Origin of the sequence: Aeromonas sp. 602396, assembly GCF_049173735.1 — a bacterium.
GTDB lineage: Bacteria > Pseudomonadota > Gammaproteobacteria > Enterobacterales > Aeromonadaceae > Aeromonas > Aeromonas veronii_A.
The window spans coordinates 12,267-29,748 of sequence record NZ_JAAKSD010000015.1; the positions used below are offsets into that span (position 1 = coordinate 12,267).

The window sequence follows — 17,482 nt, forward strand, 5'->3', positions numbered from 1 at the left end:
ACAGCCACTCTATTCGCCAAATAACAATCAGGGCTCCCCGCGGGGAGCCCTGATGCTAGCTATGGTGAGCCTATGTCGGCGCAGGTCAAATCAGGCGCTGATAGATGCCAGCTCGTGGCGCTTCAACGCCAGCAAGGTGATGAGCAGCGCCAGTGTGGCGATCAATGCCATGCCGATATAGGTTGCGCTGAAGCCCGGGGCCAGCAGACCGGGGGCGAGTCGGCTCAGATCGCCATCGCTGCCGGCTGGCAAGCGCAAGTGGAACAGCATGGAGCAGATAGCCACGCCAACGGCACCGCCTAGCTCCCGCCCGAAGTTGAACAGCGACATACCGATGCCGCGATCCTGCCGTGGCAGGGCATTTTGCACCACCACCGAGAGGGCGGGCAGCACCAGACCCAGACCAATACCGGCAAACCCGAGGGCCAGCTTGACCCAGGCATCGAAGTGGATCTGCCAGAGCGCCACCGCGGCCAGCGCAAACCCGACCGCAACAAAGCTCTTGTAGTGACCGGTACGGCCAATCAGCTTGCCGCCGACAAAGGCCCCGGCGGTGATGCAGATCATGAAGATCACCATGCTCATCCCGCTCTCGCTGGCGCTCAACCCCTTCTGCCACTGCATCTGCAACGGCAGATAGACCAGCACGGCAAACATCAGCAACTGGGAGAGCATCACCAGCAGCACGCTCACCAGATAGCCGGGCAGCCGCGCCAGATGGGCGGGCAATATGGGGTCGTGGGCACGCCGCTCAATCAGAATCAGCAGCAGCAACGCGACGCCCAGCGCCGCCGAGAGCCAGACTGCAGGCAGCGCCGCTTCCGGCGAGAGCAGCAACAGGGTGAGCGTGGTGACGGTAATCAGCAGACCCGCCCCCTTCCAGTCGAAGCGACTGTGGCGACGCACGTTGAGTTGCTTGAGGTTGCGGTTGATGAGAAAGACTGCCAGCGCCCCGAGCGGCAGATTGATCCAGAAGATCCAGCGCCAGCTGAGCTGCTCGGTGAAATAACCGCCGAGCAAGGGGCCAGCGATGCTGGAGACCGCATAGACCGCCGAGATGTAGCCCTGATACTTGCCCACCTCCCGCGGTGGAATGGTGTCGGCAATCACGGTAAACGCGAGAGCAATCAGGCCGCCGCCCCCCAGCCCTTGCAGCACCCGCGCTGCCAGCAAGGTCGGCAGATCCTGGGAAAGAGCACAGGCCACCGAGCCCGCCAGAAACAGGCCGATGCCGATATTGAGCATCCGCACCCGACCAAAGAGATCGCTCAGCTTGCCGTAGAGAGGCAGCACAGCGGTGGCCGCCAGCAGGTAGGCGGTGACCACCCAGGTGAGGGCGGCACCGGCATGCAGCTCGGCGCCAATCATGGGCAGCGGGGTGGTGACTATGCTCTTTTCCAGTGAACCGAGCGCGATCACCAGCGCCACGCTAGAGAAAATGGTTTTGGGGGATATTTTCGAGGTCATAAGCGGACTCGCTGATCTGATATGCCAAAGTATCCGGCAATGAACGGATTATTGTCTCACAAATCAGCAAGAGATAGAAAAAACGGCGGCCACAATCTGCCCAACCATGAGGCCGATCCCACAAAACGCCGACCGTTTCTGCTAGCCTGCTCTATTTGATTCGAGGAGCCCCCATGAGCGAGCGTGAGCAGTACGGGTTTGATCACTACGATGCCCTGATTTTCGATATGGATGGCACTTTGGTAGATTCCATGCCCCTCCATCTGGATGCTTGGGAGCTCACCTGCGCCGAGTTCGGCATCCCCTTCGAGCGGGATCAGCTCTATCAGTACGGCGGCATTCCCACCCGCAAGATCATCGCCATGCTGGCCGAGCAGCAGGGGCTGACGGTGGATGTCGAGGCTTTTACCCGTCGCAAGATTGCCCTCTATATGGAACATATCGACAAGGTCAGCGTCTTTCCCAAGATGTGGGAGCTGGTCAGGCACTATCACGGCAAGGTGAAGATGGGGATTGGCACCGGCTCACCGCGCAATCAGGCAGACTCCATCCTCAAAAGCACCGGACTCGACGCCTATATCTCTGTGGTGGTCAGTGCCGATGATGTCACCAACCACAAACCGCACCCCGACACCTTTTTGCAGGTGGCCGAGCTGCTCGGCGCTAATCCGGCCAACTGTCTGGTGTTTGAAGATACCCGGATCGGGCTTGAGGCTGGCAAGGCGGCAGGGATGGATACTCTACTGGTAATGGAAGGCGAACTGCACCAGAGGTAGCTCGCAAGCGGACAGCGGCAACATGGCGCCACCTCGATGGTGCCATGATGCTGTTCAACTCGCGGATAAAGGGTTCTCCTGCAAACAGGAGACGAGCGTCGGCCCGGTGGCAACTGTCAAGGAGAGTGCATCGACCATGGCTTCCTCCTTCCATGCCTGATGCTGGCGCAGCAACGCCAGTGCTTCAACCGGCGTATCTGCAAAGATGGGGGCCGCCATGGCGGCAAATCCCTGCTCAACCAGTTGACGACGCTCATCGCTATAGCGCGGGGCATTGGCATCGAGATAGGTAAGCGCCTGGCCCAGCGTGAAAAAGTGATAGTTGGGCATCGAATGACCCTCAAAAATAAAGTGCCATTCTACTCCTTTCTGCTCCATTTCCAGCCTTAAACCCTTGTCCATCCGGTGATCTCGTTCACATTTTTGTTAACAATCCCGCAGACAACCATGCCACGGCAGCTGGCCTCGCCCGCGACCCTTTCATCCCTGGCAGGCTGTAGACTACAACCGGCGCAGAGAGCCCGATCCATAGCGCTGCGTCGAGCCAAGGTCATCCTCTTGTTTGATGCCTTGACCATGCCGCACCTGGTCAGCCGATATATTGCCAACCCTGGTCACCTCGATATGGGACCACTGGGCTGTGTCACGCATATTTCACCAGATATATAAAAAGATAAAAACGCTCCGAGTCTTGGCCAACCGTCAGCCTACCGATAATTAACAAGCATCCCCCATGCAAATATTTGAATTATATTCCAGCCACATCTTTAACTACTGTTACAGTAATCTCTGCTAGCATATTTTTGCGCGGCAAGATAGATGACTAAAAAAACATAAAGTACATATCTATGCACAATAAAATCGTTTGATGGCAGCTTGATGCATCGCATTAACCCTTTCTTTACACTCCTTCACTGCCAAGGTATCTGCCCCAACCCCCGCCCGGACTGGACTATTGTTCGATGCATGGCCATTGGCGGACAAACAGGTGACTATTCAGCATGAATTGAATAGCAATATGATTAAATTTGCGCCCATTGAGCCATCTCATAGAAATGCAATCAGCGGTTTGCAACCCCTGATAGCCACTCATAGAATCGCAGCGTCTGAAATATCTACCCTGTCCTCTTCTCCCTTATTCCTCTCAGTAATTGAGTGGATCACAAATAATAACCGGGGATGCCGCCGCTGGCGCAGTGGCCGAGGCGTACAACGAGATGGGGTAAACCTGTACCTGAATGAACAACAAATATTAAAAAGAGGCATATCTATGAGTGGCACCATCATCAAATCGGCAAGAAATACCCCCCATGCACCCCAGGATCTGGGCCCCTGCACCCAAACGGTGGCGTTTTCTCATTACAACAATATCTCCGCCCAGCTGCCGGTCGATCCCGCCACCGGCAAGATGGTGAGTGGCGATGTCACCGCGCAGGCCAGACAGTGCCTGAGCAACCTCAAGGCGATCATCGAGAGCATCGGCCATGTGATAGACGATATGGTCAAAGCGACCATCTTCCTGAAAGAGATGGCCGATCTGGAGGCGGTCAACACCGTCTATCGCGAATTCTTCCCGGGCTATCTGCCGACCCGCACCACCCTCGCCGTCGCCGCCCTGCCGCTGGGCGCACTGGTGCAGATCGATGCCATCATCTCCAACGGCGAAGGTACCTTCCCACAAGATCCTTGCCCGCTAGTGAAGCTCGCCCGCAATAGCGACAAGGCGCCGCACAATCCGCTCTCCACCCATACCGTGGCCTTCTCCCACTACAACAATATCGGCGCCCAGCTGCCGGTCGATGCAGCCTCTGGCCAGCTGGTTGCCGGTGGCATCAAGGAGCAGGCGGGCCAGTGCCTGCGCAATATCAAGGCGGTACTGGAGGGGATCGACGTGCCCTTCGACGATATCGTCAAGGTGACCGTCTATCTGACCAATCTGGCCGATCTGGATGCTGTCAACGAGGTCTACACCACCTTCTTCCCCGACTCCGCCATTGCCCGCGCCGTGGCCTATCTGCCCGCCCGCTCGGTGGTCAGTGCCGCCGCTCTGCCCATGGGGGCACAGGTGCAGATGGATGCGGTCATCTCCCACGGTGACGGCACCCCGCCGCAACTGGTGGAAGATCGTCACAATCTGGTGATCCGTGCCCGCAATACCGACAAGGCACCGCGCAGCCCCTTGCACACCCAGACCGTCGCCTTCTCCCACTACAACCATCTCTCTGCCCAACTGCCGATTGACCCCGCCACCGGCAAGATCCTGGCTGGCTGCATCAAGGAACAGACCGCCCAGTGCCTCAGCAATATCAAGGCGATTGTGGAGAGCATCGGCCATGTGATGGACGATATCGTCAAGGTCAATATCCAGCTCGCCAATATCGCGGATCTGGATGCGGTCAACGCCGTCTACACCAAATACTTCCCGGCCTACCTGCCGGCCCGCACCGTGATCGCGGTGCGCGAACTGCCCGCCGGTGCTCTGGTACAAATCGATGCAGTGATGTCCAACGCCGAAAGCACCCCGCCGCAGGCGTAAGGGTTGCAATAAATAAAAAGAGACCGGCTATATGCCGGTCTCTTTTTACATGTCAGACAAAGAGGTAGCCCCTCAGCCCTCGATATCGCGGTTCCTGATCGCCACTCTGACCGCCTCTGCCGTGGTGGCCACCCCCAGCCGACGGCGGGCACTGCGCAGATGGTTCTCGACCGTGCGCACCGAGAGCTTCAGGGTGGTGGCGATGTCGGCATGGCGCCAACCCCGAGAGACCCACTCCAGCACTTCGCGCTCACGACCAGTGAGGCCGCGCTCGTGGCCCGCTACCGGCATCTCCATCAGGCGACGAGCTGCATGAAAAGCTGCCACCGCGATCAGCGCAAGGCCAACCCGAGCGGGAGCGCTGGCATCGATCTGATCACCGCCAAAACTCATCGCCCCCTCCAGTCCCAACGGCCCATAGACGGGTACCTGCAAGCCATGTCGGCCCGGCACTTCGGGCTGGCGAACGATACGGTACTGCTCACCAGAGGCGCCAACCGTTTTGCTCCAGAAGAAGGGCTGGTCTCGCTCCCTGATATGCATCGCCATCGGGCACTCGCGCATATAGGCATGCAGGTCGACCACCTCACCGCTCTCCAGCCACGCCCCCTCCAGCCAGTAGAGATGCTCGACCACCCCCTCCTCGCTGGCGCTGATGGAGAAAAGCGCAAAGCGGTGATACCCCAGCGGGGTGGCAAAGGCGCGCACCAGTTGCTGGATCTCCTCCAGCCGCTGGCACCCTTCCAGCGCCACCGCGACCTGCAATGCATTCGCTGGCGATGACGACAACCTCATCGCTTGGCAACCGCCTCCAGCAAGGTGGTGGCGGCCAGCTTGCCGAGGTTATTACCCGCCAGCGGGCTGTCACCGGTCAGCAGATTGCGATCCCGGCACACCTCTCCCGAGATGCCGTTGTTGACGATCTCGAAGCCAATCTCTTTGAGCTTCTCGCCAAACTTCCAGGTGAGGTGGCCCGGCATATAGCCAATTGCCGGGGTCTGGGCATCCAGCTCGTCGGGGAAGGCGCAGATCTTGTAGCCCGCGAAGGTCTCTGGATTGGCCACCGCCAGCAACGCAGCAGGCCCGTGACAGAGGGAGATGATGAAGCGATCGTTGGCCATCGCCCACTCCAGCAGCGCTTTCACCTCGGCACTCTGCGGCAACCCCATCAGGGCGCCGTGGCCGCCGGGAATAAAGACGCCGATATAGTCCGAGTCGGCGGCCAGCGCCTCTTTCAGCAGATCGGCCAGCTTGGCCGGTTGGCGGAACTGCGCCTGATATTTGGCATAGAGCCCCAACACCTCTTCATCTTCGCCGGGCATGGCCCACCACTCGAACTTGACCGGATTGCCGGAGAGGGTGGCCACGTCAAAGGCAAAGCCCGCCTTGTCGAGGTGATACATGGGCAGCAGGGTTTCGACCGGATGGTTGCCGGTGGAAAACAGGGTGCCGTTGTCGGTGGGCAGATAACGCTCATCGGCCCCGATCAGCAGGATCTTCCAGCGCCCCTCCCGATAGGGAGCGGGATAGTCGGCCCCGGCAAGGTCAGATTTGCGCGAGGTGAACTGGCTCAGGGAGTAGGGCGATGGGAAGAAGGCATTCTGCTCTGCCGGATCCGGGGTCGGTTGTTTATCGTCAACAAGCATATCGGTCATGGGTCAGGCTCCAGTAGTGGTGGACTCGGTCTCACAGTATTGACTGTCAGAGACCAAGTAAATGAGGGTTTTCCCTCAACCGCCATGACTATGGCAAGAGGTGTGACCGCGCTGCGACAAAACCTGAACAGAATCCCCGCCAGACTTAGGCCATCGCGGCAAATGCCCTGACGATGGCATCCATGACGGCCCTGACCCGCGCGGCATGCTGCACATCCTGATGGGTCACCAGCCACACATCGTAGGATTGCTGTAACTGCCGCTCGGGCCAGACCCGCACCAACCCGGCTTGCTCGGCGAGCGGAACCGCCACCTCGCCAAGCCCCAACCCCATCAACAGGGCCTGACGCAGCATCAGGCTGGTATTGACCCCCGCGGCGACCGTGGCCCCCTCGGCCGCCTCTTCGAGCATCATGGGCGAGCGCGCGCTCTGCCAGTGGGGCTCATACACCACCAGCGAATGGCCCGCAAAACCGGTGCCCGCTTCGGGAATGCCATGGCGAGCCAGATAGTCGGCGGAGGCATACAACCCGACCGGCCAAGAGGCCAGCTTGCGAATAATCAGGTCGGGATTGTCCGGCTTCACCGTCCGGATCGCGATATCCGCTTCCCGCAGGGACAGATTGACCACCTGGGTCGAGGTATTGAGGATGACCCTGATATCTGAATAACGCTGATGCAGCTCGGTCAGAGCAGGTATCAAAAAATCCATCCCCAGGGTGTCTGTGGTCGCCACGCTGACCTCCCCAACCAGGCGGTTATCGACCCCTTGCGCCGCCCGCACAAAATCAATGGCCGCCAGCTCCATCTGCTGGGCGCTGGCCAGCACTATCTCTCCGACATGAGTCAGCACATACCCTTTGGATGTGCGGAGAAACAGCGTGGCCGCCAGACGATGCTCCAGTGCGGCAATCCGCCTGCCAATGGTGGCCTGATCGACCCCGACCACACGGGCGGCGCCCCTCAGGCTCCCCTCCCGATGCAACGCCAGAAAAATTTTCGCATCATCCCAGTTCATCACGACTCCCGGTTGAAATGCATTTTTGCATTACAGATAAGGGATAATACTGCGTTTATTCATCAGCAATCTCCACTATCTTGGTGCTCATCCCACTCGGGGAACCTCATATCACCTCGTTACAAGGAGCCGCTGATGCATAACGCCTATTCCATTCCCGCCACCATGAGCGCGGTAGAAATTACCCAACCCGGTGGCCCCGATGTCTTGCAACTGACCACCCGCGCCACACCAGCGCCCAAGCCCGATGAGGTTTTGATCCGGCACTATGCGACCGGCATCAATGGGCCGGATGTGATGCAGCGCAAAGGGCTCTACCCGCCTCCGGCAGGGGCATCGGATATTCCCGGGCTGGAGGTCGCCGGGGTCGTGGTCGCCAAGGGGGAGCAGGTGACCCATCTCAAGATTGGCGACAAGGTCGCCGCGCTGATTTCGGGTGGCGGCTATGCCGAGTACAGCGTCGCCCACCGGAGCAATGTCCTGCCTCTGCCGCCCGGATTGAGCTTTGTCGAAGCCGCGGCGCTGCCGGAAACCTTTATGACGGTCTGGTCAAATATGTTTGAACGGGGTCAGTTCAAAAAAGGGGACATTATCTTGATCCATGGCGGTGCCTCCGGCATCGGCACGACCGCCACCATGCTGGCCAAGGCATTTGGCGCCGCCAAAATCATCACCACGGTCGGCTCACCCGAGCAGCAGGCCGCCAGCCTCAAGCTGGGCGCGGATGTGGCCGTGCTCTACAAGGAGGAGGATTTTGTCGAGGCAGTGCATGCCGCCACCGATGGCCATGGCGCCGACATCATTCTCGATATCATTGGCGGGGAGTATGTCGCGCGCAACTATGCGGCGGCCGCCATCAATGGCCGCATAGTCCAGATCGGCATTATTGCGGGCGCCGCCCCCAATCTGGATCTGTTTCCCATGCTGCAAAAGCGGCTGACCCATATCGGCTCCACCCTGCGCTCGCGTACTCCGCAGGAAAAAGCCGAGCTGATTGCCCAGCTGCAAACTCATGTCTGGCCATTTATCGAACGCGGCGAGGTCAAACCGCAGGTTTACCAGACCTTCCCGCTGGATGAGGCCGCCGCAGCCCACCATTTGCTGGACTCAGGCCGCCATATCGGCAAGCTGGTATTAACCATGGTGCCCTTGTCATCAGATAAATAAGGCCCATAGCAGACTTGGTTGAGGTGGGTGCGGTGATATCCAACGCGGAAAGTACCCCGCCGCAGGCGTAAGGGTTGCAATAAATAAAAAGAGACCGGCTAAATGCCGGTCTCTTTTTAGGTAACAGGAAGGGGTATTATTTTTATGGCATCGTCTTAAAGAACGCGAACGTCCGATTACGCTTCGCTAATCGAACCTACAGACTTTCTTGACTTATTTGACCACGACTTAATCTTTCTACGTTCTTTTTCAACCAATCTTGAACGCCACATTAAATCTGACAGTAATATTGCTATAGAAAAATTAAAGCGCATTCTTGGTGTTGAATTCGATGCCAGCTCATCTGGGCCACACCAAGGTAACTGGCTCACAAGATTTAGTACTTTACCAGAACAAAAATCAACCCCCCTCCAACTATGACCGAACTCATTTCTAATCTTACGGATTATAGTTATCTCATGATACTCACTTTCTTCAATAAGACCGAGCGCATGAGCAGCAGTTACCTTAGCGGCAAACGTTCCAAGTGGTGCATTGAAACCACTCACAAGTTCACTACCTGATTTGTTTTTAACAAAAAATGACTCAAGAATATTTTTTAGCCAGTCATCTAACACTGCGGCTGCATTAAGCACAGCCCCTCGGTCACTCTCTTTATTGAACTCCAACAGAAATTCAGATAGTTCAATGATTTCTGTTTCTGCCTGCATAAAACGCCCCTGGTATTAACTCTTGAATCAGATAAACATTTTTAACATTAATAGCTAAATAAAACGCCCCCCATCTTGCAATGGGAGGCGTTTCTTATTCAAGTTATTGGGCCTGTCAGGCCCAATATTCAGCTATTAAAGGGACTCAGCGGTCGCAACCACGTTTTCCACGGTAAAGCCAAATTCCTTGAACAGCAGCTCGGCCGGTGCGGACTCACCGAAGGTGGTCATACCGATGATCTTGCCGCCGAAACCGACGTACTTGTACCAGTAGTCAGCGATGCCGGCTTCGATGGCCACACGCTTGGTGACGGAGGACGGCAGGACGGACTCTTTGTACTCGGCAGACTGGGCGTCGAACACATCGGTAGACGGCAGAGAGACCACGCGCACGGCACGGCCCTTGGCTGTCAGCTGCTCATAGGCGGCAACGGCCAGTTCCACTTCGGAACCGGTGGCGATCAGGATCAGCTCCGGAGTACCGGCGCAATCCTTCAGCACGTAGCCACCCTTGGCGGTATCAGCCAGCTGCTGGGCAGTACGGTCCATCTGGGCCAGGTTCTGACGAGAGAAGATCAGAGAGGTCGGGCCGTCGGTACGCTCGATGGCGTGTTTCCAGGCGATGGCAGATTCAACCTGGTCACACGGACGCCAGGTGCTCATGTTCGGAGTCAGACGCAGGGAGGCGATCTGCTCAACCGGCTGGTGAGTCGGGCCATCTTCACCCAGACCGATGGAGTCGTGGGTGTAAACGAAGATAGCGCGCTGCTTCATCAGGGCGGCCATGCGCAGGGCGTTACGGGCGTACTCCATAAACATCAGGAAGGTAGCGCCGTAGGGGATGAAACCACCGTGCAGGGCGATACCGTTCATGATGGCGGACATGCCGAACTCGCGTACACCGTAGTGGATGTAGTTGCCGGAGGCATCGTCGTTGGTCAGAGACTTGGAGCCGGACCACATGGTCAGGTTGGAAGGCGCCAGGTCGGCAGAGCCGCCCATGAACTCCGGCAGCAGCTTGCCGAACGCTTCCAGAGAGTTCTGGGACGCTTTACGGGTCGCAATCTTGGCCGGGTTGGCTTGCAGGGTTTCGATGATCTTGGCGGATTCAGCAGCCCAGTTGGCCGGTAGTTCGCCAGCGGTGCGGCGCTTGAATTCGGCAGCTAGAGTCGGGTGAGCGGCTTCATAGGCGGCGAACTTGGCAGCCCAGTCGGCTTCCAGTGCAGCGCCCTTCTCCTGAGCGTTCCACTCGGCAGCGATATCGGCCGGGATAACGAACGGCGCGTGATCCCACTTCAGGAAGGCACGAGCAGCGGCGATCTCGTCGTTGCCGAGCGGTGAGCCGTGGCAGTCGTGAGAACCGGATTTGTTCGGAGAACCGTAACCGATGATGGTGCGGCAGCAGATCAGGGTCGGCTTGCCGGTCTCGGCCTTGGCGGCTTCGATGGCGGCATTGATGGCTTCCGGGCTGTGACCGTCAATAGCCGGGATAACGTGCCAGCCGTAGGCTTCGAAGCGCTTGACGGTGTCGTCGGTGAACCAGCCTTCTACGTGACCGTCGATGGAGATACCGTTGTCATCCCAGAACGCGATCAGTTTGCCCAGTTGCAGGGTACCTGCCAGGGAGCACGCTTCGTGGGAGATACCTTCCATCAGGCAGCCGTCGCCCATAAAGGCATAGGTGTAGTGGTCAACGATGTCGTGACCCGGCTGGTTGAACTGCTCAGCCATGGCTTTTTCGGCGATCGCCATACCAACGGCGTTGGTGATGCCCTGACCCAGCGGGCCAGTGGTGGTTTCAACGCCCGGTGCATAGCCGTACTCCGGGTGACCCGGGGTGCGAGAGTGCAGTTGGCGGAAGTTTTTCAGATCGTCGATGGAGAGGTCATAACCGGAGAGGTGCAGCAGGGAGTACAGCAGCATGGAGCCGTGGCCGTTGGAGAGAATGAAACGGTCGCGGTCGGCCCACTTGGGGTTGTTCGGGTTATGTCTGAGGTGGCTACGCCACAGCACTTCGGCGATATCCGCCATTCCCATGGGGGCGCCCGGGTGACCGGAGTTGGCTTTTTGAACGGCATCCATACTCAATGCACGAATGGCATTGGCAAGCTCTTTACGAGAAGGCATCTGAATCTCCTGCGATTGCTTCATTTGATGGCCAAGATTAAGGCGCGTTATTGTCCCAGCAGGGCGCGCGGCGTGCAAATATTATCTGGATGAATAAAGTGGCTTTGGGAGGACAATCGCTTTTCTTGCCCTCTATTGGCCAAAGCAACCAGAGAAAAACGTTTGATTTCCATCCCTTTCGGGATAGGAGAGCACCGCTTGTGACCCATTGGACACTGCGCGACAAAATAGTGCTGGCAATCGCGGGGGGCGCTAATTAATATAGACGTCCAGATGTAGATACCTCTACACCATCCCATTCACCCGGTTATTGCTGTGGCGATAACCCAGACAAGCTGAGATTCATATCATGGCAAAGCTGTTTACTTCCGAGTCGGTCTCCGAAGGCCATCCAGACAAGATTGCGGACCAGATCTCCGATGCGGTACTGGACGCCATCCTCAAGCAAGATACCAAGGCCCGTGTCGCCTGCGAGACCCTGGTCAAGACCGGTATGGTCATGGTGGCCGGCGAAGTAACCACCTCTGCCTGGGTTGATATCGAAGAGATCGTGCGTGATACCGTGCGTGAAATCGGCTACACCCACTCCGACATGGGCTTCGACGCTGACTCCTGCGCCGTGCTGAACGCCATCGGCAAGCAGTCCCCGGACATCAACCAAGGTGTTGACCGCAGCAATCCGCTGGAGCAGGGCGCTGGCGACCAGGGCCTGATGTTCGGCTACGCCACCAACGAAACCGACGTGCTGATGCCGGCCCCCATCACCTACTCTCACCTGCTGGTGAAGCGTCAGGCTGAAGTGCGCAAGAACGGCACCCTGCCGTGGCTGCGTCCGGATGCCAAGAGCCAGCTGACCTTTGCCTACGACGACGCAGGCAAGATCATCGGTGTCGATGCCGTTGTACTGTCTACCCAGCACGCTGAATCCATCAGCCACAAGGATCTGGTTGAAGCGGTACGCGAAGAGATCATCAAGCCGGTGCTGCCGGCCGAGTGGGTCAACAAGGACACCAAATACTTCATCAACCCGACCGGCCGTTTCGTTATCGGCGGCCCGATGGGTGACTGCGGTCTTACCGGTCGCAAGATCATCGTCGACACCTACGGCGGCATGGCCCGTCACGGTGGTGGCGCCTTCTCCGGTAAGGATCCGTCCAAGGTTGACCGTTCTGCAGCCTACGCCGCCCGCTACGTTGCCAAAAACATCGTTGCCGCCGGTCTGGCCGATCGCTGTGAAATCCAGATCTCCTACGCCATCGGCGTGGCCGAGCCGACCTCCATCAGCGTCGAGACCTTCGGTACCGCCAAGGTCGCCGAGGAGCTGCTGGTCAAGCTGGTGCGCGAGCACTTCGAACTGCGCCCGTATGGCCTGATCGAAATGCTGGATCTGAAGCGCCCGATCTACCAGGCTACCGCTGCCTACGGTCACTTCGGTCGCGACGAGTTCCCGTGGGAGCAGACCGACAAGGCCGAACTGCTGCGTTCTGCCGCTGGCCTGTAAGGCTCGCTGTTGTGATAAAAGGGGAGCCTGGCTCCCCTTTTGCTTATCCGCTATCTGACGAGATGTTGATGTCTGCCACCCCTTCCCAGCTTGTCGCCCTGCTGCAACAACGCGTAGAGGCCTGCTTTGTGCAGGCCGAGGCGCGCCTTGGCCGCACCTTCCCACGCCCGCGGATCTACTGCAATATGCGGGGCCGGGCGGCGGGCTCGGCGCGACTGCAAACCTGGGAGCTACGCTTCAATCCCGCCCTCTATCAGGCCAACCAGCAGGCGTTTCTGGATGAGGTGGTGCCCCACGAGGTGGCCCATCTGCTGGTCTATGCCCTGTGGGGTGAAGGGCGCGGCAAAAACCGGGTCTTGCCCCACGGCAAGCAGTGGCAATCGGTGATGCGGGAGGTGTTCGGCCTTGAGCCCAGAACTACCCACAGCTTCGATCTGGCGGTACTGGCCCAGCGCACCGTGCCCTATCGCTGTCACTGCCAGCAGCATCAGCTCTCTACTCGCCGCCACAACAAGGTGGTACGTGGCGAAGCCCGCTATCACTGTCGTCGCTGCAAGCAGCCGCTGGAGCGGGAACGGCCGGAGCCAGAGCAGTAAGCCAGCTTGTGTCGCGCCCCTGTGGTAGGGTGCCCGCCATCGTTCGTCAATCACCCTGTTTTGCAAGGAATCCCATGCGTTTCATCTCCTCCCTCGCCCTGACCCTGCTGGCCGGTTTACCGCTGCTCAGCTCCCCCCTGCACGCCCAGACCTTTCGCGAAGCCAAGCAGGACCTGGTGAAGCTCTATCGCAGCCAACCCGCGGTCACCACCTTCTACTGCGGCTGTGACATCGACTATCAGGGCAAGAAAATGAGCCCGGATCTCGCCAGTTGCGGCTATGAGCCACGCAAGCAGGCCAAGCGCGCCGCCCGCATCGAGTGGGAACACGTGGTCCCGGCCTGGGAGTTCGGCCACCAGCTGCAATGCTGGCAGGATGGCGGTCGCAAGAACTGCGAAAAAGCGAGTCCCGAGTTCAACAAGATGGAGGGGGACATGCACAACCTCTTCCCCGCCATCGGCGAGGTGAATGGAGATCGGGCCAACTACCGCTTCTCCGACTGGAACGGCAAGCCGGATCAGTACGGCCAGTGCCAGATGCTGGTGGATTTCAAGGATCGTCGGGTGCAACCGCCCAAGGGGCCGGTGCGGGGCCAGATTGCCCGTGCCTACCTTTACATGAGCCAGCAGTATGGGCTGCGTCTGGCAGCGCAACAGCGTAAACTGTTTGAAGCTTGGGATCGCCAGTACCCGGCAGAAGGCTGGGAGTGCGAGCGCAACCGCCGCATCGGCAAGCTGCAGGGCAATACCAATCCCTTTATTGAAAAGCAGTGCCAATAACCCCATTTGACCAGGGAGGGGGATCGCCCCTCCAACCATGAAACCCTTCCCCACTGCCGCGTGAGCCTTGCTCGCCGCAGGATATAAAGGGTTTCCAAGCAAGAGACTGACAAGCAGCCATGCGCATTCCACGTATCTATGAACCGGCCACCCTGCAAGTTGGCCAGACCATCGCCCTGTCGGAAGACGGCGCCAACCATATCGGCCGGGTACTGCGCATGCAGCCGGGCCAGCAGCTTGAGCTGTTTAACGGCGATGGCAATCAATATCCCGCCACCATCGCCAGCATTGGCAAGAAGTCGGTGGAAGTAACCATCGACCGCTGCGACGTCCAATCGGTGGAGTCACCGCTGGCCATCCACCTCGGTCAGGTGATCAGCCGTGGCGACAAGATGGACTTCACCATCCAGAAATCGGTGGAGCTGGGCGTCACCTGCATCACCCCGCTCTTCTCCGAACGCTGTGGCGTCAAGCTGCCGGCAGACCGCTTGGAGAAGAAGCGCGAGCAGTGGCAAAAGGTGGTGATCAGCGCCTGCGAACAGTGCGGCCGCAACGTGGTGCCAGAGGTGCGCATGCCGATGGAACTGGACGCCTGGCTGGCAGAAGAGACCAAGGAACTCAAGCTCAACCTGCACCCGCGCGCCGAGTACAGCATCAACACCCTGCCCGTTCCCGAGCATGGGGTGCGCCTGCTGATTGGCCCGGAAGGGGGATTGTCGAGCGACGAGATCGCCCGTACCGTGCAGGAAGATTTCAAAGAGATGCTGCTGGGGCCGCGGGTGCTGCGCACCGAAACCGCCGCCCTGACTGCGATCACTGCGCTGCAGTGCCGCTTTGGCGATCTCGCTTGATACTATCGGCCGCATCAATCAGCCCCATGGCTGCATCGACGCAGCCGCAAGCGGCCGATTACGCTGCGCTAATCGACCCTACAACCCTATCGAGCCATTAAAAAGGAACAGCGGATGACCATTAAACTCGGCATCGTGATGGACCCCATCTCGGCCATCAACATCAAGAAAGATTCCAGCTTTGCCATGCTCGAAGAGGCGCAAAAGCGCGGCTATGAGCTCTTCTATCTGGAGATGAAGGATCTCTACATGGAAGCCGGTCGCGCCTTTGGCACCATGCGCCCGCTGACCGTCAAATATGACTATGCCGACTGGTACACGCTGGGCGAGGTGGTGGATCAGCCCCTCTCCAACCTCGATGTGATCCTGATGCGCAAGGATCCGCCGTTCGACACCGAATTTATCTACGCCACCTACATGCTGGAGCGGGCAGAGGATGAGGGTTGCCTTATTGTCAACAAGCCGCAGAGCCTGCGCGATGCCAACGAGAAGCTCTACACCGCCTGGTTTGCCGAGCACACCCCGACCACGCTGGTGACCCGCCGCGCCGACAAGCTGCGCGCCTTCCACGCGAAGCACAAAGACGTGATCTTGAAGCCCTTGGACGGCATGGGCGGCGCCTCCATCTTCCGCATGAAGGAGGATGACGCCAACGTCGGGGTGATTATCGAGACCCTGACCGCCCACGGCAGCCAATACTGCATGGCGCAGACCTATCTGCCCGCCATCAAGGATGGCGACAAGCGGGTGCTGGTGGTGGACGGTGAACCGGTTCCCTACTGCCTCGCCCGCATTCCGGCGCAGGGTGAGACCCGTGGCAATCTGGCGGCCGGTGGCCGTGGTGAAGCGCGTCCCCTGAGCGAAGCTGACTGGGCTATCGCCCGCGCGGTGGGCCCGACGTTAAAAGAGAAGGGCCTTATCTTCGTCGGCCTCGACATCATCGGCGATCGGCTGACCGAGATTAACGTCACCAGCCCGACCTGCATTCGCGAGATTGAAGCGGCCTTCGATGTGCACATCACCGGCATGTTGATGGATGCCATCGAGCGTCGGCTGGGCAAATAATCGCCAGGCAGGCTAACCGGCCTGTTCAGGGGTAACCCGTCCCTGACAAGCCCGGAAACAGAGAGGGAGGCCCAGCGCCACCCTCTCTGTTTCAAGGCAATCCGGAAAGAGGCGGGATCTCGCCCAGCCCAAAAAGCGGTTTTTCCCATGGGGATCAACTGCCATAATTGACCTCAAATACCTTTGCACTATTTGGCCTCTATGCAAACACTGCAAAATCACTTCCTGCTTGCCATGCCAAGCCTGACGGATCCCTACTTCGAGCGCTCGCTGGTCTATCTGTGCGAGCACAACGAAGAGGGCGCCATGGGACTGGTCGTCAACATTCCGGTGGAGATGTCGCTGGAAACCATGCTGACCCAGCTCCAGCTCAATCCGCCCAACAACCCGGAGCTCAAGCAGCCGGTACTGCAAGGGGGGCCGGTTCACGCCGATCGCGGCTTCGTGCTGCACAGCTTCCGCCCCGGTTTCAACTCCACCCTGCAGGTGGGGGATGAGATGATGGTGACCACCTCCAAGGATATTCTGGAAACCCTGGGTACGAGCGAGGCTCCTGCCCATTGGCTGGTGGCCCTTGGCTATGCCGGCTGGAGCGCCGGGCAGCTGGAGCAGGAGCTGGTGGACGGCGCCTGGCTGGTGATCCCCCCCAATCCGGCTCTGGTGTTCAAGACCCCCATTCACAAACGTTGGCAGCAAGCTGCCGCCAGCATAGGGGTGAACCCGGTTCACCTCTCCAGCGACATCGGCCACAGCTGATCGGCTGGCCCGCTCCGCTCTCTATTTCGAGGATTTATCAGTTATGTCATCACGCAGCATCATGGGCTTTGACTATGGCACCAAGAGCATTGGTGTCGCCATCGGTCAGGAGCTGACTGGCACCGCCCAGCCTCTGCGCGCCCTCAAGGCCAACGACGGCATCCCCAACTGGGACGAGATTGAGAAGCTGCTCAAGGAGTGGCAACCGGACCTGCTGGTGGTCGGTCTGCCGCTGAACATGGATGGCACCGATCAGGAGATCACGGTACGGGCCCGCAAATTCGGCAACCGGCTGCATGGCCGTTTCGGCAAGCCGGTGGAGTTCAAGGATGAACGACTCACCACCACAGATGCCCGCGCCCGCCTGTTTGAGCGAGGCGGCTATCGCGCGCTGGAGAAAGGCAGTGTGGACGGGGTATCGGCGCAGCTGATCGTCGAAGCCTGGATGGAAGAGCAGTACAACTAAGCCATCAACAGC

The 17,482-nt window shown here is 58.9% G+C and carries 17 protein-coding genes; 10 read left to right on the forward strand and 7 right to left on the reverse strand.

Annotated features, from left to right (window positions below; translation table 11 throughout):
• Positions 1-90: 90 nt before the first annotated feature.
• Positions 91-1,467, reverse strand: a complete 1,377-nt coding sequence (locus tag G5229_RS16600) for an MDR family MFS transporter (protein WP_421209709.1) — start codon at positions 1,465-1,467, stop codon at positions 91-93.
• 173 nt (positions 1,468-1,640) lie between these two features.
• Between G5229_RS16600 and G5229_RS16605 the strand changes: the two genes are divergently transcribed.
• Positions 1,641-2,243 carry an HAD family hydrolase gene (locus G5229_RS16605; RefSeq protein ID WP_227341148.1) on the forward strand — a complete coding sequence of 201 codons (603 nt, stop codon included), beginning with the start codon at positions 1,641-1,643 and terminating at the stop codon, positions 2,241-2,243.
• Between the two features lie 54 nt (positions 2,244-2,297).
• Here the strand turns inward: G5229_RS16605 and G5229_RS16610 are convergent, their stop codons facing one another.
• Positions 2,298-2,645, reverse strand: coding sequence for a hypothetical protein (locus G5229_RS16610; RefSeq protein WP_254204217.1), 348 nt, complete (start codon positions 2,643-2,645; stop codon positions 2,298-2,300).
• An 868-nt stretch (positions 2,646-3,513) separates the two neighbouring features.
• Between G5229_RS16610 and G5229_RS16615 the strand changes: the two genes are divergently transcribed.
• A complete protein-coding gene (locus G5229_RS16615; RefSeq protein WP_421209712.1) occupies positions 3,514-4,779 on the forward strand; it encodes a RidA family protein in 1,266 nt (421 codons plus the stop codon).
• A gap of 72 nt (positions 4,780-4,851) precedes the next feature.
• Here the strand turns inward: G5229_RS16615 and G5229_RS16620 are convergent, their stop codons facing one another.
• From G5229_RS16620 to G5229_RS16630, 3 genes are all read right to left on the reverse strand, one after another.
• Positions 4,852-5,574 (reverse strand): PA1136 family autoinducer-binding transcriptional regulator, encoded by a 723-nt coding sequence (locus tag G5229_RS16620; RefSeq protein ID WP_216979310.1) that lies wholly within the window; start codon positions 5,572-5,574, stop codon positions 4,852-4,854.
• Positions 5,571-6,434 (reverse strand): glyoxalase III HchA, encoded by an 864-nt coding sequence (hchA, locus tag G5229_RS16625; protein ID WP_058057895.1) that lies wholly within the window; start codon positions 6,432-6,434, stop codon positions 5,571-5,573. Before hchA ends, G5229_RS16620 begins: the two co-directional genes overlap by 4 nt.
• 145 nt (positions 6,435-6,579) lie before the next feature.
• Positions 6,580-7,452, reverse strand: coding sequence for a LysR family transcriptional regulator (locus G5229_RS16630; protein WP_201955215.1), 873 nt, complete (start codon positions 7,450-7,452; stop codon positions 6,580-6,582).
• 135 nt (positions 7,453-7,587) lie between these two features.
• Between G5229_RS16630 and G5229_RS16635 the strand changes: the two genes are divergently transcribed.
• Entirely contained in the window at positions 7,588-8,619 is a 1,032-nt protein-coding gene (locus G5229_RS16635) for an NAD(P)H-quinone oxidoreductase (protein ID WP_421209715.1), read from the forward strand.
• A gap of 176 nt (positions 8,620-8,795) precedes the next feature.
• On the opposite strand, the gene G5229_RS16640 is transcribed toward G5229_RS16635, so the two are convergent.
• Both G5229_RS16640 and tkt read right to left on the reverse strand, forming a co-directional pair.
• A complete protein-coding gene (locus tag G5229_RS16640; protein ID WP_421209717.1) occupies positions 8,796-9,329 on the reverse strand; it encodes a hypothetical protein in 534 nt (177 codons plus the stop codon).
• A 135-nt stretch (positions 9,330-9,464) separates the two neighbouring features.
• Entirely contained in the window at positions 9,465-11,456 is a 1,992-nt protein-coding gene (gene tkt / locus G5229_RS16645) for a transketolase (RefSeq protein WP_421209719.1), read from the reverse strand.
• 349 nt (positions 11,457-11,805) lie between these two features.
• On the opposite strand from tkt, the gene metK reads away from it, so the two are divergent.
• From metK to ruvX, 7 genes are all read left to right on the forward strand, one after another.
• Complete coding sequence (metK, locus tag G5229_RS16650; protein WP_421209721.1) at positions 11,806-12,957, forward strand: methionine adenosyltransferase; 1,152 nt, start codon at positions 11,806-11,808, stop codon at positions 12,955-12,957.
• 68 nt (positions 12,958-13,025) lie between these two features.
• Positions 13,026-13,553 carry a SprT family zinc-dependent metalloprotease gene (locus tag G5229_RS16655; protein WP_421209723.1) on the forward strand — a complete coding sequence of 176 codons (528 nt, stop codon included), beginning with the start codon at positions 13,026-13,028 and terminating at the stop codon, positions 13,551-13,553.
• A 74-nt stretch (positions 13,554-13,627) separates the two neighbouring features.
• Positions 13,628-14,332 (forward strand): endonuclease, encoded by a 705-nt coding sequence (locus G5229_RS16660; protein ID WP_266134110.1) that lies wholly within the window; start codon positions 13,628-13,630, stop codon positions 14,330-14,332.
• Positions 14,333-14,451: 119 nt separating this feature from the next.
• A complete protein-coding gene (gene rsmE, locus G5229_RS16665; protein WP_227341158.1) occupies positions 14,452-15,183 on the forward strand; it encodes a 16S rRNA (uracil(1498)-N(3))-methyltransferase in 732 nt (243 codons plus the stop codon).
• A gap of 114 nt (positions 15,184-15,297) precedes the next feature.
• Entirely contained in the window at positions 15,298-16,248 is a 951-nt protein-coding gene (gene gshB / locus G5229_RS16670) for a glutathione synthase (protein WP_040066605.1), read from the forward strand.
• Positions 16,249-16,449: 201 nt separating this feature from the next.
• Positions 16,450-17,004: a YqgE/AlgH family protein gene (locus G5229_RS16675; protein WP_005349793.1), complete on the forward strand. Its 555-nt coding sequence runs from the start codon at positions 16,450-16,452 to the stop codon at positions 17,002-17,004.
• Positions 17,005-17,047: 43 nt separating this feature from the next.
• Positions 17,048-17,470: a Holliday junction resolvase RuvX gene (ruvX, locus tag G5229_RS16680; RefSeq protein ID WP_005343821.1), complete on the forward strand. Its 423-nt coding sequence runs from the start codon at positions 17,048-17,050 to the stop codon at positions 17,468-17,470.
• Positions 17,471-17,482: the final 12 nt, after the last annotated feature.

Coding starts and splice junctions, on each gene's coding strand:
- G5229_RS16640 (WP_421209717.1), bottom strand. CDS start 9,329: ATGCAGGCAGAAACAGAAATCATTGAACTATCTGAATTTCTGTTGGAG.
- G5229_RS16620 (WP_216979310.1), bottom strand. CDS start 5,574: ATGAGGTTGTCGTCATCGCCAGCGAATGCATTGCAGGTCGCGGTGGCG.
- G5229_RS16605 (WP_227341148.1), top strand. CDS start 1,641: ATGAGCGAGCGTGAGCAGTACGGGTTTGATCACTACGATGCCCTGATT.
- G5229_RS16635 (WP_421209715.1), top strand. CDS start 7,588: ATGCATAACGCCTATTCCATTCCCGCCACCATGAGCGCGGTAGAAATT.
- G5229_RS16675 (WP_005349793.1), top strand. CDS start 16,450: ATGCAAACACTGCAAAATCACTTCCTGCTTGCCATGCCAAGCCTGACG.
- G5229_RS16660 (WP_266134110.1), top strand. CDS start 13,628: ATGCGTTTCATCTCCTCCCTCGCCCTGACCCTGCTGGCCGGTTTACCG.
- G5229_RS16600 (WP_421209709.1), bottom strand. CDS start 1,467: ATGACCTCGAAAATATCCCCCAAAACCATTTTCTCTAGCGTGGCGCTG.
- rsmE (WP_227341158.1), top strand. CDS start 14,452: ATGCGCATTCCACGTATCTATGAACCGGCCACCCTGCAAGTTGGCCAG.
- hchA (WP_058057895.1), bottom strand. CDS start 6,434: ATGACCGATATGCTTGTTGACGATAAACAACCGACCCCGGATCCGGCA.
- metK (WP_421209721.1), top strand. CDS start 11,806: ATGGCAAAGCTGTTTACTTCCGAGTCGGTCTCCGAAGGCCATCCAGAC.
- G5229_RS16655 (WP_421209723.1), top strand. CDS start 13,026: ATGTCTGCCACCCCTTCCCAGCTTGTCGCCCTGCTGCAACAACGCGTA.
- G5229_RS16615 (WP_421209712.1), top strand. CDS start 3,514: ATGAGTGGCACCATCATCAAATCGGCAAGAAATACCCCCCATGCACCC.
- tkt (WP_421209719.1), bottom strand. CDS start 11,456: ATGCCTTCTCGTAAAGAGCTTGCCAATGCCATTCGTGCATTGAGTATG.
- G5229_RS16630 (WP_201955215.1), bottom strand. CDS start 7,452: ATGAACTGGGATGATGCGAAAATTTTTCTGGCGTTGCATCGGGAGGGG.
- gshB (WP_040066605.1), top strand. CDS start 15,298: ATGACCATTAAACTCGGCATCGTGATGGACCCCATCTCGGCCATCAAC.
- ruvX (WP_005343821.1), top strand. CDS start 17,048: ATGTCATCACGCAGCATCATGGGCTTTGACTATGGCACCAAGAGCATT.
- G5229_RS16610 (WP_254204217.1), bottom strand. CDS start 2,645: ATGGACAAGGGTTTAAGGCTGGAAATGGAGCAGAAAGGAGTAGAATGG.